Raw genomic sequence first — 15,634 nt, forward strand, 5'->3', positions numbered from 1 at the left:
TTCAAAAAAATGAATGTTTAATTCAAGGAATAGAAACGAGGCAACAAGATGTTTGTAGAAGCATTGAAACGCCAGAACCCAGCGCTGATTTCCGCCGCACTAAGCTTGTGGCAACAGGGCAAGATCGCCCCGGACAGTTGGGTGATCGACGTGGATCAGATACTGGAAAACGGTAAGAGGCTGATTGAGACGGCACGGCTTTACGGCATTGAGCTGTATCTGATGACCAAGCAGTTTGGCCGTAATCCGTGGCTGGCGGAAAAACTTCTGGCACTGGGCTACAGCGGCATTGTGGCGGTGGATTACAAAGAGGCGCGGGTCATGCGCCGCGCCGGTCTGCCGGTGGCGCATCAGGGACATCTGGTGCAAATCCCTTGTCACCAGGTTTCTGACGCCGTTGCACAGGGAACTGACGTCATCACCGTGTTTACTCTCGATAAAGCGCGGGAAGTTTCTGCAGCAGCGGTGAAGGCCGGACGTGTGCAGTCTGTGCTGCTCAAAGTTTATAGCGATGATGATTTTCTTTATCCGGGGCAGGAGAGTGGTTTTCCCCAAAACACGCTGCATGACATTGTCGCTGAAATCCAAAAACTACCAGGACTAGATTTAGCGGGACTTACCCATTTCCCTTGCCTGCTTTGGGATGAGGCTGCCGGGAAAGTTTTGCCGACACCGAATCTTCACACGCTGGTACAAGCACGGGATCAACTGGCGAAATCTGGTATTGCGATTGAGCAACTGAACGCGCCTTCAGCGACCAGCTGCACTTCGCTGCCATTGCTGGCGCAATACGGTGTGACTCATGCCGAACCTGGGCATGCGCTGACCGGTACTATTCCGGCAAACCAGCAGGGCGATCAGCCTGAACGTATCGCCATGCTCTGGTTAAGTGAAATCTCCCATCATTTCCGTGGCGACAGCTACTGCTACGGCGGCGGTTACTACCGTCGTGGTCATGCTCACCGCGCTCTGGTTTTTACTAAAGAAAATCAAAAGATTACTGAAACAAACCTCAAAACTGTAGATGACAGCAGTATCGACTACACCCTGCCGTTAGCAGGCGAGTTTCCGGTGAGCAGCGCGGTGGTGCTCTGTTTTCGTACACAAATTTTTGTTACCCGCAGTGATGTAGTGCTGGTATCGGGTATTCAGCGTGGCGAACCGGAAATCGTCGGTCGTTATGACAGTCTTGGAAACTCTCTGGGGGCGTAATGGCGCGATTCGTGGTGTTAGTGATTGATAGCTTTGGCGTAGGCGCAATGAAAGATGTCACGCTGGTGCGCCCGCAAGATGCGGGAGCGAATACCTGTGGTCACATTTTGAGCCAGCTACCGCATTTGCAGCTGCCAACGCTGGAGAAAATGGGGCTAATCAACGCATTAGGTTATGCGCCTGGAGATATGCAACCGTCAGATTCCGCAACCTGGGGTGTGGCAGAGCTGCAACATGAAGGTGGCGATACCTTTATGGGGCATCAGGAAATTTTAGGCACGCGCCCGTTACCGCCGCTACGGATGCCCTTTCGCGATGTGATTGACCGTGTTGAGCAAGCATTACTTAACGCTGGCTGGCAGGTGGAGCGTCGTGGTGATGATCTGCAATTTCTGTGGGTCAATCAGGCGGTTGCGATTGGCGATAATCTCGAGGCGGATTTAGGCCAGGTCTATAACATTACCGCCAATCTCTCTGTGATCTCTTTTGACGACGCAATCAAAATTGGTCGTATCGTGCGTGACCAGGTACAGGTCGGTCGGGTCATTACATTTGGCGGCCTGTTAACCGACAGTCAGCGTATTCTCGATGCCGCAGAAAGCAAAGAAGGGCGCTTTATTGGCATCAACGCGCCGCGTTCTGGCGCTTATGACAACGGTTTCCAGGTCGTGCATATGGGCTATGGCGTCGATGAAAAAGTGCAGGTGCCACAAAAACTGTATGAAGCAGGTGTGCCAACCGTGCTGGTGGGTAAGGTGGCAGATATCGTCAACAATCCTTATGGCGTGAGCTGGCAAAACCTGGTGGATAGCCAGCGGATTATGGATATCACCCTCGACGAATTTATCACCCATCAGACAGCGTTTATTTGCACCAACATTCAGGAAACCGACCTCGCTGGTCACGCAGAAGACGTCGCACATTATGCCGAACGTTTGCAGGTCGTTGACCGTAATCTTGCTCTCCTGGTTGAGGCGATGCAGCCAGATGACTGCTTGATCGTCATGGCTGATCATGGTAACGACCCGACAATCGGTCACAGCCACCATACCCGCGAAGTCGTGCCGGTGCTGGTTTTTCAGCAAGGCCTGGCTGCTACTCAGCTAGGTGTTCGCACCACGCTTTCTGATGTGGGGGCTACCGTGTGTGAATTTTTCCGTGCGCCACCGCCACAAAATGGTCGCTCTTTTCTTTCCTCCCTCCGGTTTGCAGGAGACACCCTATGAGTTTTGATCCGAAGGGTTACACCCTGGCCCATGAGCATCTGCATATTGATCTCTCCGGCTTTAAAAACAACGTGGACTGCCGCCTTGATCAGTATGCGTTCATTTGCCAGGAGATGAACGACCTGATGGCCCGGGGCGTGCGTAATGTGATTGAGATGACCAACCGTTACATGGGGCGCAATGCGCAATTTATGCTCGATGTAATGCGCGAAACCGGGATCAACGTGGTGGCCTGTACCGGTTATTACCAGGACGCGTTTTTCCCGGAACATGTAGCGACCCGCAGTGTGCAGGAACTGGCGCAAGAGATGGTCGATGAAATTGAACTGGGTATCGATGGCACGGAACTGAAAGCTGGGATCATCGCGGAGATTGGTTCCAGTGAAGGAAAGATTACGCCGCTGGAAGAGAAGGTGTTTATTGCCGCCGCGCTGGCACATAACCAGACCGGACGCCCGATCTCCACGCATACCTCTTTTAGCACGATGGGGCTGGAACAACTGGCTCTGTTGCAAGCCCACGGAGTTGATCTTTCGCGCGTCACCGCTGGTCACTGCGATCTGAAAGACAACCTCGACAACATTTTGAAGATGATCGATCTCGGCGCGTATGTGCAGTTCGACACCATCGGCAAGAACAGCTACTACCCGGACGAAAAGCGCATTGCGATGCTCCACGCGCTACGTGACCGTGGGTTGCTGAACCGCGTCATGCTGTCGATGGATATTACGCGCCGCTCTCATTTAAAAGCCAACGGTGGTTATGGCTATGACTTTTTATTGACCACCTTTATTCCGCAATTGCGCCAGTCAGGATTCAGTCAGGCCGATGTGGATGTGATGTTACGTGAAAATCCCTCTCAATTTTTCCAATAAGGACAGACTAATGAAAAAGATTGGCGTTGCAGGCTTACAGCGTGAGCAGATTAAAAAAACCATCGAAGCGACGGCTCCTGGCTGTTTTGAAGTTTTCATTCACAACGACATGGAAGCGGCAATGAAAGTGAAATCCGGGCAACTGGATTACTACATCGGCGCGTGTAATACCGGTGCGGGCGCGGCATTGTCGATTGCCATCGCGGTGATTGGCTATAACAAAAGTTGCACCATTGCCAAGCCGGGCATTAAAGCGAAAGACGAGCATATCGCCAAAATGATCGCCGAAGGGAAAGTGGCGTTTGGGCTTTCCGTTGAGCACGTCGAACACGCGATTCCGATGTTGATTAACCATCTGAAATAAAAGGCACGACTATGGATCTGTATATTCAGATTATCGTGGTGGCGTGCCTGACGGGTATGACATCGCTTCTGGCGCATCGCTCGGCGGCTGTTTTTCATGACGGTATCCGACCGATCCTGCCGCAACTGATTGAAGGCTATATGAACCGTCGCGAGGCGGGGAGTATCGCTTTTGGTCTGAGCATTGGTTTTGTGGCCTCGGTGGGGATCTCTTTTACCCTGAAAACCGGGCTGCTAAACGCATGGCTACTCTTTCTTCCTACCGATATCCTCGGCGTACTGGCGATAAACAGCCTGATGGCGTTTGGCCTTGGCGCTATCTGGGGGATATTGATCCTCACCTGCCTGTTGCCAGTAAACCAGCTGCTGACCGCGCTACCGGTGGATGTATTAGGTAGCCTGGGAGAATTAAGCTCACCGGTGGTTTCAGCTTTTGCACTGTTCCCGTTGGTGGCGATTTTCTACCAGTTTGGCTGGAAGCAAAGTCTGATCGCCGCCGTGGTTGTGCTGATGACCCGTGTGGTAGTCGTGCGCTATTTCCCGCATCTCAATCCGGAATCCATCGAAATCTTTATTGGCATGGTAATGCTGCTGGGGATCGCGATAACTCACGACCTGCGTCATCGTGATGAAAATGACATCGATGCCAGCGGGCTTTCGGTGTTTGAAGAGCGCACGTCGCGGATTATCAAAAACTTACCCTATATCGCTATCGTGGGGGCATTGATTGCTGCCGTTGCCAGCATGAAGATTTTTGCTGGTAGCGAAGTTTCGATCTTCACACTGGAGAAAGCATATTCCGCAGGCGTAACGCCGGAACAATCGCAAACGCTGATTAATCAGGCGGCTCTGGCAGAATTTATGCGCGGACTGGGATTTGTGCCGTTGATTGCCACCACCGCGTTAGCCACCGGCGTATATGCAGTTGCGGGCTTTACCTTTGTTTATGCGGTGGGCTATCTCTCGCCGAATCCGATGGTTGCAGCGGTATTAGGCGCAGTGGTTATTTCGGCAGAAGTCTTGCTGCTTCGTTCGATCGGCAAATGGCTGGGGCGCTACCCGTCGGTGCGTAATGCGTCGGATAACATCCGTAACGCCATGAATATGCTGATGGAAGTGGCTCTTCTGGTCGGTTCGATTTTCGCAGCAATTAAGATGGCGGGTTATACCGGATTCTCTATCGCGGTTGCCATTTACTTCCTCAACGAATCTCTGGGCCGTCCGGTACAGAAAATGGCGGCACCGGTCGTGGCAGTAATGATCACCGGCATCCTGCTGAATGTTCTTTACTGGCTTGGCCTGTTCGTTCCGGCTTAAGGAAGGCATCGATGAAGACGTTTCCTCTGCAAAGCCTGACGATTATTGAGGCGCAGCAAAAGCAGTTTGCGCTGGTGGATAGCATTTGTCGCCATTTCCCCGGCAGCGAGTTTCTTACTGGCGGTGATTTAGGGTTAACTCCAGGTCTGAATCAACCGCGTATTACCCAGCGGGTGGAGCAGGTGCTGGCTGATGCATTTCACGCACAGGCCGCGGCGCTGGTGCAGGGCGCGGGGACTGGAGCGATTCGCGCCGGGCTGGCGGCTTTGCTCAAACCGGGGCAGCGTCTTCTGGTGCATGACGCGCCTGTTTATCCGACGACTCAGGTCATTGTTGAGCAGATGGGGCTGACGCTTATCACTGCTGATTTCAATGACCTGGCGGCACTGAAGCAGGCCATTGAAGCGCAACAACCGGATGCGGCGCTGGTACAGCATACGCGCCAGCAGCCACAGGACAGCTACGTGCTGGTAGATGTGTTGGCAACGTTGCGCGCGGCAGGTGTGCCAGCGTTAACCGATGATAACTATGCGGTGATGAAGGTAGCGCGAATCGGCTGCGAATGCGGGGCAAATGTCTCGACATTCTCCTGCTTCAAGCTGTTTGGGCCAGAGGGCGTTGGCGCGGTGGTAGGTGATGCCGATGTTATTCGTCGGATTCGCGCCACGCTTTACTCCGGCGGCAGCCAGATTCAGGGCGCTCAGGCGCTGGAAGTGTTGCGTGGATTGGTGTTCGCGCCGGTAATGCATGCGGTGCAGGCGGGGGTATCTGAACGGCTGCTGGCCTTGCTCAACGGTGGCGCAGTACCGGAAGTGAAAAGCGCCGTCATTGCCAATGCGCAGTCGAAGGTGTTGATTGTGGAGTTTCATCAGCCGATTGCCGCCAGGGTGCTGGAAGAGGCGCAAAAGCGCGGCGCGTTGCCTTACCCGGTGGGCGCGGAGTCGAAATATGAGATCCCGCCGCTTTTTTACCGTCTTTCCGGAACGTTTCGTCAGGCGAATCCGCAATTAGAACATTGTGCGATTCGCATTAATCCTAATCGTAGCGGTGAGGAGACGGTGTTGCGGATTTTGCGTGAGAGTATTGGCTGTATTTAATCGTTGTGAATGACGTTTACGGAGTTAATACAAAAACAAATACGCCCTCAGGTAATCCCGAGGGCGTCAGGTAATTAAATCAGCGTTAGCTAATTTCAGTCAGAGACTTACTGTGCAGTAGGACCGCAGCCGCCAATGATTTTAGAAATAGAAATTGCCGGGTGCAGCAGGTAGTCATAAGAGCAGTTCTTTTCACGGTTTTCAATATGACCAGTACATGCAGTTAATGTTGCCAGGACTGCACCAACCAGTGCCACTTTAATAAACTTGTTCATTTTCATTCCCTATGTAAAATATATCGAGTAATATTCATTGATTATGTGAATATAAGCAAACAGCTCGCTAAAGACGATACAGGAATATCTATTATGCGTCAGTGAACGGACTATGAATATTATGCTTATATTTGTAAGCCGCTGTAACTGCAGGGCGTTATTAAAATAAATTAGTTAAAAGTTTGTTTTATGTATGCTGAAAATAAACATTAATATAAGTATGTTTGTAAATAAAAAAAGGCCAGAAATATCCGGCCTTAGTTAATTTTTTTTAAATTAATGGTTAGAGAACCAATTTAATTTATTGCGCAGGCCAACGACCCGACCAATAATAATTAATGATGGGCTGTTCATTTGTTGAGCCAGTTCACCTAGCTGCGCGAGCGTACCGTCAATCACGCGTTGCGTGACCGCCGTGCCGTTTTCAACAATCGCCACTGGCATTTCACCAGGCATTCCGTGTTCAATCAGTTTTTGCTGAATGGTCGCGGCCTGATTCAGCCCCATATAGAACACCAGCGTCTGTTTTTCTGCCGCCAGATTTTCCCAGTCCAGCTCGCCACCGGTTTTTAAGTGTCCGGTAATTAAGCGTACGCTCTGAGCATAATCGCGATGCGTAAGTGGAATACCCGAATAGGCAGAGCAACCAGAAGCTGCGGTAATACCCGGAACCACCGAGAACGGAATGCCCGCGTTGCACAGTGTTTCCAGCTCTTCGCCACCACGGCCGAAAATAAACGGATCGCCGCCTTTCAGACGCACCACGCGTTTGCCTTTTTGCGCTTCCCGCAGCAGGATCTGGTTAATCTCTTCCTGCGGTACGCAGTGATATCCCGCGCGTTTACCGACGAAGACACGATCCGCATCACGGCGTACCAGATTCATAATATCGTCAGAAACCAGACGGTCGTAGACCACCACATCTGCCTGCTGAATTTGTTGCAGACCTTTCAGCGTCAGCAGCCCGGCATCGCCCGGACCTGCACCAACCAGCACCACTTCACCACGATGATCGAGCGGTTCGTTGATTAACTGTTCGGTGGTTTCAGTAATGGCTTTCTGATCGTTGTTTGCCAGCGACTGCGCCAGGCGGTCGTTAACGAACAATTTTTCCCAGAAGCGGCGACGTTCACCCATCGTGGCGAACTGTTGTTTCACTCGACCGCGTAACTGCCCGGCATATTTCGCCACCTGGCCCAGATGCAACGGCAGCAGTGATTCAAGTTTTTCGCGCAACAGACGTGCCAGTACCGGCGAGGTGCCGCCAGAGGAGACCGCCACCATCAGCGGTGAGCGGTCAATAATCGACGGCATAATAAAGCTGGCGGCTTTCGGCGCATCGACCACGTTACAGAAGATGCGACGAGCTTCAGCGGCTTCGCTGACACGCTGGTTAAGCGCGTCATCATCCGTCGCTGCAATCGCCAGCCAGCAGGTGTCGAGAAGGCTTTCATCAAATGGCCCTTCGACGAGGGTTAACATGCCTGCATCTGCCCATGCGGTGAACTGTGGAATAAACGCTAATGCATTCACCGTTAAGCGAGCACCTGCGTCTAACAGCAACCTTGCTTTGCGTTCCGCGACATCACCACCGCCGACAATCAGACAGTCGCGATCGCGTAATTGGCAAAATATAGGCAAATGATCCACGTAAAAACCCCTTAGTAATTAACCGGCAGCCGTTTCAGTTTGATTAAATTTGTCCGCAATCGGACGATTCGCTTTCGGCGTAGCATACCAATAACCCAATCCCATGAATACGGCGCCCGATAAAGTATTACCCAGCGTCACCCACAGCAGGTTATGACCAATACCCGCCAGCGTGTAGGCTTCGCTGTGGTTGCCGAACCAGGAGAGCGCGAACAGCGTCATGTTAGCGATGGAGTGCTCGTAGCCGGACGCGATAAATGCCAGCAGACACCACCAGATAGCGATAAATTTCGCCGCCCCTTCAGTGCGCAGCGCCATCCAGATTGCCAGACAAACCAGCCAGTTACACAATGCGCCTTTGAAGAACAGTACCATTGCCGGTGCGGTAGTTTTAGCCAGTGCGACGGAGTGAACGATGCTGGTATCTACCGGCAGCAGGCTACCGCCGCCCCAGCTATAGAGCATGGCAACAAAGACGGAACCGACCAGGTTACCCAGCCAGGTTTGCGGCAGGATTGCCCACATTTGCCCGTGGCTGATGGTGCCCGCTTTCACTCCAAAGGTGAGGAACATGGTGTGTCCGGTGAACAGTTCAGAACCGGCGATAATCACCAGCGTTAAGGCGATACCAAAGGTCGCGCCCATCACCAGCGGACGTATGGACGGATCGAGCAAATTACCGAGCGTGAAAATCAGGATGATCCCAAGACCCACATATGCACCCGCCATGGCAGAGCTGACCCAAAAGCCGAGCGGGTTATTTGCCGACAGGCGTGCAATGCGCGCAGCATTAGCCGCACACTTATTAATAGTGTCTGTAAACATTTGATTATCCTTTAAAAAATAAAAACAAAAAATAAAACAAAAAGTTTAAAAAATGTCCTGCAATATACCGAAGGTCATTACAGGACAATGCAAAAAGGGGAGGCATTGCGCCTCCCGTTAAAACATTAACCGCGCAGCTGTACCACGCCGTCTTTCACTCGTGCTTCGTAATGCTTGACGGAAAACTGCTCGTCTTCCATGCACAAGCCGTCGCTTAAGCGAAAACGCTGTTTTTTCAGCGGGCTGGCGACCCACAGCTCGCCCTGGTGTTCCGCAATCAGCCCGCGTGACAGCACGCTGGACTCGAAGAACGGATCGATGTTGCTGATCGCAAACACCTGGTCGCTGTGATACGGGCGGAAAATTGCTACCTGCTCGTCACCTAACAGCGCGCAGACGCCGGTTTCAGGCAGGATGTCATCGATTTTGCAGATGTCTTTCCACTGGCTCATGCGTTGTCCTCCACCAGAGTTACCGGGATACGTTCATACGGCGTTGCCGGACGGTGCTGTTCGCGCTCTGGCACCATCTGTACGTTCGGGTCACGCTTGTCGCTGTTGATGAAGTGTTTGAAGCGAGTCTGCGCAGACGGCGTATTGACCGTTTCAGTCCACTCACACACTACCGCTTCACGCAGGCGCGCCATCTCTTCTTCCAGATGTGCGTTCAGCCCCAGTTTGTCGTCAATGATCACCGCTTTCAGGTAATCGATGCCGCCTTCGAGGTTTTCTAACCACGGTGCGGTACGCGTCAGTTTGTCGGCGGTACGGATGTAGAACATCATGAAGCGGTCGAGGTATTTGATCAGCGTTTCGCGATCGATATCCGCCGCCAGCAGATCCGCATGACGCGGTTTCATGCCGCCGTTACCGCAAACATACAGGTTCCAGCCTTTTTCAGTGGCGATAATACCCACGTCTTTACCCTGAGCTTCTGAACATTCACGGGTACAGCCGGAGACACCAAACTTCATTTTGTGCGGCGTACGGATGCCTTTGTAGCGGTTTTCCAGTTCCACGCCGAGGCCGACGCTGTCGCCAACACCGTAGCGGCACCAGGTGCTACCCACGCAGGTTTTCGCCATACGCAGTGCTTTCGCATAGGCATGACCGGTTTCGAAGCCTGCTTCAATCAGCTGACGCCAGATCTCCGGCAGATCGTCTTTTTGTGCGCCAAACATCGCCAGGCGCTGGGAGCCGGTGATTTTGGTGTAGAGATTAAATTCACGCGCGATACGACCCACTGCCATCAGCCCTTCCGGGGTGATTTCACCGCCCGGAGAACGCGGGATCACCGAGTAGGTGCCGTCTTTCTGGATGTTAGCGAGGAAGTTGTCGTTAGAATCCTGCAATGGAGTATGTTCCGGCTTCAGAATGTATTCGTTCCAGCAGGAGGCCAGCAGCGAACCGACGGTCGGTTTACAAACTTCACAACCGTAGCCTTTGCCGTGTTTCGCCAGCAGTTCTTCGAAGGTTTTAATGCCTTCAACGCGGATCAAATGGAACAGTTCCTGACGCGAATAAGCAAAGTGTTCGCACAGGTTGTTGTTAACTTCGATACCCTGTTTCGCCAGTTCCGCATTCAGCACCTGAGTGACCAGCGGGATACAGCCGCCGCAGCCAGTACCGGCTTTGGTTTCGGCTTTCAGCGCCGCAACGGTGTGGCAGCCTTTGTTGATGGCCGCAATCAGGTCGCCTTTGGTGACGTCGAAGCAGGAGCAGATTTGCGCGCTGTCCGGCAGTTTATCAACACCGATAGACGGCTTACCGCTACCAGAGTGCGCTGGCAGGATCAGGGAATCCGGGTTTTCCGGCAGCTCGATAGCGTTCAGCACCAGTTGCAGCAGGTTACCGTAGTCGCTGGTATCGCCCACCAGTACCGCGCCGAGCAGGGTTTTGTTGTCTTCGCTGACAATCAGGCGTTTGTAGATCTCTTTGCTTTCGTCGAGGTAAACGTAGCTACGTGCGCCAGGCGTGCGACCGTGTGCATCACCAATACCGCCTACGTCTACGCCCAGCAGTTTCAGCTTGGCGCTAAGGTCAGCACCTTCAAAGGCGTTTTCGCTGCCAAGAATGTGGTCAACGGCGACCTGCGCCATTTTGTAGCCAGGTGCTACCAGACCAAATACACGGTTGTTCCAGCTTGCGCATTCACCGATGGCGTAGATATCCGGATCGGAAGTCTGGCAGGAATCATTAATGACAATACCCCCACGCGGAGCTACGTCCAGACCACACTGGGTTGCCAGTTTATCGCGCGGACGGATACCGGTAGAGAAGACGATAAAGTCAACTTCCAGCTCGCTGCCGTCGGCAAAACGCATGGTTTTACGCGCTTCAACACCTTCCTGCACAATCTCAAGGGTGTTTTTGCTGGTGTGAACGCGTACACCCATGCTCTCGATTTTGCGACGCAGCTGCTCGCCACCCATCTGATCAAGCTGTTCCGCCATCAGCATAGGGGCAAATTCGATAACGTGGGTTTCAATACCTAAGTTTTTCAGCGCGCCAGCGGCTTCCAGACCTAACAGGCCGCCACCAACAACGGCACCGCGCTTGCTGCGACGGGCGCAGGATTCAATGGCGTTGAGGTCTTCAATGGTGCGATAGACAAAGCAGTCCTGAGTATCAGAACCTTTGATTGGCGGGATCCACGGGTAGGAACCGGTTGCCATGATCAGCTTGTCATAAAAAACGGTACGCCCGGCGCTGGAGTGGATCACCTTCTCCTGACGGTTGATGGTGATAGCGCGTTCGCCGACCAGAACTTTGATGCCGTGTTTCTCGTAGAAGCCTTCGCGCACCAGCGACAGCTCTTCGGCGGTGTGGTGAGAGAAGTAAGACGAGAGGTGTACGCGGTCATAAGCGATGCGCGGTTCTTCACAGAAAACGGTAATATCAAAGTTGGCCGCATCAGATTTATCAAGAAGATCTTCGATAAAGCGATGGCCGACCATACCGTTACCGATAATTGCGAGTCTGACTTTGCTCATTTTTGCCTCGATTTCTTTTTTATTACCGCCTACCTTAACGATTCAGCAACCCCGCTTATTGATGTAAATCAAATTCACCTTTATATACTCCTTAAGTGGTATATTGCTGATTTGTATAAATTTTCTTAAGTCACGGAATTGTCTGATATTTCATGTTTGTGTAAAAAACACACAAAATGAAAGGTTTTATAGAGATGAAGGCACGTTGCGGGGGAAGAGAAGAAAAGGCCGGACGACGATAGCGCCGCCCGGCATGAGCAATTAATGAGAGGTCAGGGTGTTGTGCTGACGGTGACGGCTGACAAAACCTAACAGGAAGCACATCACGAATACCACAGCGTACAGACCGTTTGCAGTGAGCAGTGCTGCCTGTGGACCGCTATGTTCAACAATCGGTCCGGTAACCACAAAGGTCAACATGGTGCCGATGGTCCCGCAGGTCAGGACAAAGTTAACCAGTTTTGGCGATGGTACTTTGGTCTGCTGTGAACCCAGGGTGATGATGGTGGTATAGATCGCGCTGGAGAAGAAGCCCAGGGCGAGAATTGACCACGCCATATGTGCCGGTGTTCCGGTGTTAAAGACATACATCAGAATCGCAGCCAGACCAGCCAGTACGGTCAGAATGCGTTGCAGATCAAAGAAGCGAAGAATAAAGCTGAATGCCCACATGCCAACCATGTACGACATCCAGAAGTTGCTTACCAGCGTACCTGCATCGTTCAGGCTCATGCCCAGACCTTTGGCATACTCCGGCACCCAGGAGATAAAACCTAACTGGCCGAGGATGTAGCACAGTGCCGCAATGGAGAGAAACAGCACGCCGATCCCCCATTTTTCTTTCGCTACCGGAGCGTCAGTTTTTGGCGCATGTTTACCCAGTGCCGGGAACTCACAGCCGAAGGTCAGAATAAAGATAGCGACGTAAACCAGTCCGATGCAGGCATAAACCCAGTACCACTCAATGCTGCGTGCCAGCAGATACGCGGCGATCATCGGGAAAATCATCCCGGCCATACTGAAGAAGGAGTCGGTAAATAACAGGCGGGAACCGCGCTGACGCCCTTCATACATTTGCGTTATCAGGAACGTACCAATCGACATGGTGATGCCGCTAACCACCCCGAGAATGAACATCGCCGCCGAGAACAGCGCCAGGCTGTGGCTGAACATCAAACCGGCAACCGCCAGCACCATCAGGAGAAAGCCAAAACGTAACTGCGTTTTCAACGGGACGATTTCCATCAGCCAGGCGTTAAGGAAGATAGAGATTAAAATGCCGGCATTGAGGAAGGTGAAGGTATTACTCATACTGGAAACAGGCAGATTGAAATAATCGGCGATGTTTCCCATCACCATCCCGGTGACAATAACCAACGCACCGGTCAGTGCGTAGGAGAGAAAGCTAATCCATGTGAGCTTGATGCGATTGCTGTTAGTCATGATTGGCCTGCGTTAAAAGATAAAATGGCATAGTGGATATGCTGCGAGCGGGCGATTTTAGGTGATTTTGTGATCTGATTAAATATTTAATTGCAAACGGTTGCTAATTTGCAATATTTAAAGTGATTCTCATCACGAAATATACGTGATCATCAGGTTACATATATTTCAAGTGCGTAAAATTAGGTAAAGGAATGGCCTTGTCATTGAAGGCTATTTAGAATCTCTCCACTTGCTTTTTTTCTGCTCTGTTAAGGAAATCTCATGTTCAAATCGACCCTGGCAGCTGTTGTAGCTGTTTTCGCTCTTTCTGCTCTCTCACCTGAAGCAATGGCAGCGAAAGGGGATCCGCACGTATTGTTAACAACTTCTGCTGGTAATATCGAACTGGAGCTGGATAGCCAGAAAGCGCCAGTGTCTGTGCAAAACTTTGTCGATTATGTGAACAGCGGTTTTTATAACAACACTACCTTTCACCGGGTGATCCCGGGCTTTATGATTCAGGGTGGTGGATTTACCGAGCAGATGCAGCAGAAAAAACCGAATCCGCCGATCAAAAATGAGGCTGATAACGGTCTGCGTAACACCCGTGGCACCATCGCGATGGCGCGTACCGCCGACAAAGACAGCGCCACCAGCCAGTTCTTTATCAACGTTGCCGATAACGCCTTCCTCGACCACGGTCAGCGTGATTTCGGTTACGCGGTATTTGGCAAAGTGGTGAAAGGCATGGATGTTGCTGACAAGATTTCCCAGGTCCCAACCCATGATGTTGGCCCGTACCAGAATGTGCCGTCAAAACCGGTAGTTATCCTTTCCGCTAAAGTCCTGCCGTAATGATTTCTCGCGCGGGTAATCTTGCCCGCGCCTCTGCTCTCCCGGCGTAACCTGGATTTGCCGCTTATACTTGTGGCAAACGGACACGTTCAGGGAGGCATCAAGTGAAGAAACTCACCGATAAGCAAAAGTCCCGTCTCTGGGAGCTTCAGCGTAATCGTAATTTCCAGGCCAGCCGCCGCCTTGAAGGCGTCGAGATGCCATTAGTCACTCTTACTGCCGCAGAGGCTTTAGCACGCATTGAAGAGCTGAGGAGGCATTATGAGCGATAAATTTGGCGAAGGGCGCGACCCGTATCTTTATCCTGGCCTTGATATCATGCGTAATCGACTGAACATTCACCAGCAGCAGCGGCTGGAACAGGCCGCTTACGAAATGACGGCACTGCGTGCCGCGACCATTGAGCTTGGTCCACTGGTGCGCGGTTTACCGCATTTGCGTGCTATTCACCGCCAGCTGTATCAGGATATTTTCGACTGGGCAGGGCAACTGCGCGAAGTTGATATTTATCAGGGCGATACGCCGTTCTGCCACTTTGCCTATATCGAAAAAGAGGGCAATGCCCTGATGCAGGATTTAGAGGAAGAAGGTTATCTGGTTGGTCTTGAGAAAGCGAAGTTCGTCGAGCGGCTGGCGCACTACTATTGTGAAATCAACGTCCTGCACCCATTCCGTGCGGGAAGTGGCCTGGCACAGCGGATCTTCTTCGAGCAACTGGCGATTCATGCCGGCTATCAACTGAACTGGCAAGGTATTGGTGAAGAGGCCTGGAATCAGGCGAATCAGAATGGGGCAATGGGGGACCTTACGGCTCTGCAGACGATATTTAGCAAAGTGGTAAGCGAAGCCGGGGAATCTGAGTAAAATAGCGCGGTTCTTTCGTACCGGAGCCGCCATGATCCTGCTTATTGATAACTACGATTCTTTCACCTGGAACCTCTACCAGTACTTTTGTGAACTGGGGGCCGATGTGCTGGTTAAGCGCAACGATGCGTTGACACTGGTGGATATCGACGCCCTTAAACCACAAAAAATTGCCATATCACCCGGCCCCTGTACGCCAGATGAAGCCGGGATCTCCCTTGAAGTTATTCGCCACTATGCCGGGCGCTTGCCGATTCTTGGCGTCTGCCTCGGTCATCAGGCGATGGCGCAGGCTTTTGGTGGCAAAGTTGTGCGCGCCGCAAAGGTCATGCACGGTAAAACCTCACCGATTACGCATAACGGCCAGGGCGTATTCCAGGGGCTGGCGAATCCACTCACCGTGACGCGCTACCATTCGCTGGTGGTGGAATCTGACTCATTGCCAGCGTGCTTTGACGTGACTGCCTGGAGCGAAACCGGGGAGATTATGGGGATTCGTCATCGCCAGTGGGATCTGGAAGGTGTGCAGTTCCATCCGGAAAGCATTCTCAGCGAGCAGGGGCATCAACTGCTGGCGAATTTCCTGCATCGCTGATTTCTGGTTGCTATCTAGTGATTTTTTATGCATATTTTGTGATTATAATTTCACATTGGTTTA

The 15,634-nt window shown here is 52.1% G+C and carries 16 protein-coding genes; 10 read left to right on the forward strand and 6 right to left on the reverse strand.

From position 1 onward, the window contains the following. The first annotated feature begins 48 nt into the window (after positions 1–48). The 6 genes from D9597_RS00990 to D9597_RS01015 are packed head-to-tail and all read left to right on the forward strand — an operon-like array spanning position 49 to position 6,090. Positions 49–1,212, forward strand: coding sequence for a YhfX family PLP-dependent enzyme (locus D9597_RS00990; protein WP_130221400.1), 1,164 nt, complete (start codon positions 49–51; stop codon positions 1,210–1,212). Further along, complete coding sequence (locus D9597_RS00995) at positions 1,212–2,438, forward strand: phosphopentomutase (protein WP_130221401.1); 1,227 nt, start codon at positions 1,212–1,214, stop codon at positions 2,436–2,438. The genes D9597_RS00990 and D9597_RS00995 overlap by 1 nt, the downstream gene beginning before the upstream one ends. Then, positions 2,435–3,313 carry a phosphotriesterase-related protein gene (locus D9597_RS01000; protein ID WP_130221402.1) on the forward strand — a complete coding sequence of 293 codons (879 nt, stop codon included), beginning with the start codon at positions 2,435–2,437 and terminating at the stop codon, positions 3,311–3,313. The genes D9597_RS00995 and D9597_RS01000 overlap by 4 nt, the downstream gene beginning before the upstream one ends. A gap of 10 nt (positions 3,314–3,323) precedes the next feature. After that, positions 3,324–3,677: a DUF2620 domain-containing protein gene (locus tag D9597_RS01005; RefSeq protein WP_000719728.1), complete on the forward strand. Its 354-nt coding sequence runs from the start codon at positions 3,324–3,326 to the stop codon at positions 3,675–3,677. Between the two features lie 11 nt (positions 3,678–3,688). After that, positions 3,689–4,993: a YhfT family protein gene (locus D9597_RS01010; protein WP_000366844.1), complete on the forward strand. Its 1,305-nt coding sequence runs from the start codon at positions 3,689–3,691 to the stop codon at positions 4,991–4,993. Between the two features lie 11 nt (positions 4,994–5,004). Continuing rightward, on the forward strand, positions 5,005–6,090 hold the full coding sequence (locus D9597_RS01015; RefSeq protein WP_130221403.1) for an aminotransferase class I/II-fold pyridoxal phosphate-dependent enzyme: 1,086 nt from the start codon (positions 5,005–5,007) through the stop codon (positions 6,088–6,090). Positions 6,091–6,197: 107 nt separating this feature from the next. On the opposite strand, the gene D9597_RS01020 is transcribed toward D9597_RS01015, so the two are convergent. From D9597_RS01020 to tsgA, 6 genes are all read right to left on the reverse strand, one after another. Then, positions 6,198–6,365 (reverse strand): YhfL family protein, encoded by a 168-nt coding sequence (locus D9597_RS01020; protein ID WP_064527562.1) that lies wholly within the window; start codon positions 6,363–6,365, stop codon positions 6,198–6,200. Positions 6,366–6,641: 276 nt separating this feature from the next. After that, positions 6,642–8,015: a siroheme synthase CysG gene (gene cysG / locus D9597_RS01025; RefSeq protein ID WP_130217628.1), complete on the reverse strand. Its 1,374-nt coding sequence runs from the start codon at positions 8,013–8,015 to the stop codon at positions 6,642–6,644. Positions 8,016–8,033: 18 nt separating this feature from the next. Beyond that, positions 8,034–8,840, reverse strand: coding sequence for a nitrite transporter NirC (nirC, locus tag D9597_RS01030; RefSeq protein WP_130208937.1), 807 nt, complete (start codon positions 8,838–8,840; stop codon positions 8,034–8,036). A gap of 125 nt (positions 8,841–8,965) precedes the next feature. Next, complete coding sequence (gene nirD, locus D9597_RS01035) at positions 8,966–9,292, reverse strand: nitrite reductase small subunit NirD (RefSeq protein WP_000084764.1); 327 nt, start codon at positions 9,290–9,292, stop codon at positions 8,966–8,968. Next, positions 9,289–11,832 (reverse strand): NADPH-nitrite reductase large subunit, encoded by a 2,544-nt coding sequence (gene nirB, locus D9597_RS01040; RefSeq protein WP_000049213.1) that lies wholly within the window; start codon positions 11,830–11,832, stop codon positions 9,289–9,291. The genes nirD and nirB overlap by 4 nt, the downstream gene beginning before the upstream one ends. Before the next feature lie 261 nt (positions 11,833–12,093). Next, positions 12,094–13,275, reverse strand: coding sequence for an MFS transporter TsgA (tsgA, locus tag D9597_RS01045; RefSeq protein ID WP_130208935.1), 1,182 nt, complete (start codon positions 13,273–13,275; stop codon positions 12,094–12,096). A gap of 264 nt (positions 13,276–13,539) precedes the next feature. On the opposite strand from tsgA, the gene ppiA reads away from it, so the two are divergent. The 4 genes from ppiA to pabA all read left to right on the forward strand — a co-directional run bounded on the left by ppiA (position 13,540) and on the right by pabA (position 15,571). Next, positions 13,540–14,112: a peptidylprolyl isomerase A gene (gene ppiA, locus D9597_RS01050; RefSeq protein WP_064527557.1), complete on the forward strand. Its 573-nt coding sequence runs from the start codon at positions 13,540–13,542 to the stop codon at positions 14,110–14,112. 104 nt (positions 14,113–14,216) lie between these two features. After that, on the forward strand, positions 14,217–14,384 hold the full coding sequence (locus D9597_RS01055) for a YhfG family protein (protein ID WP_130221404.1): 168 nt from the start codon (positions 14,217–14,219) through the stop codon (positions 14,382–14,384). Next, positions 14,374–14,976 carry a putative adenosine monophosphate-protein transferase Fic gene (locus D9597_RS01060; RefSeq protein ID WP_130217624.1) on the forward strand — a complete coding sequence of 201 codons (603 nt, stop codon included), beginning with the start codon at positions 14,374–14,376 and terminating at the stop codon, positions 14,974–14,976. The genes D9597_RS01055 and D9597_RS01060 overlap by 11 nt, the downstream gene beginning before the upstream one ends. Before the next feature lie 31 nt (positions 14,977–15,007). Further along, entirely contained in the window at positions 15,008–15,571 is a 564-nt protein-coding gene (pabA, locus tag D9597_RS01065) for an aminodeoxychorismate synthase component 2 (protein WP_130221405.1), read from the forward strand. The last annotated feature ends 63 nt before the right edge of the window (positions 15,572–15,634 follow it).

Source organism: Escherichia sp. E13S3, from assembly GCF_004212325.1.
Classification (GTDB): Bacteria; Pseudomonadota; Gammaproteobacteria; order Enterobacterales; family Enterobacteriaceae; genus Escherichia.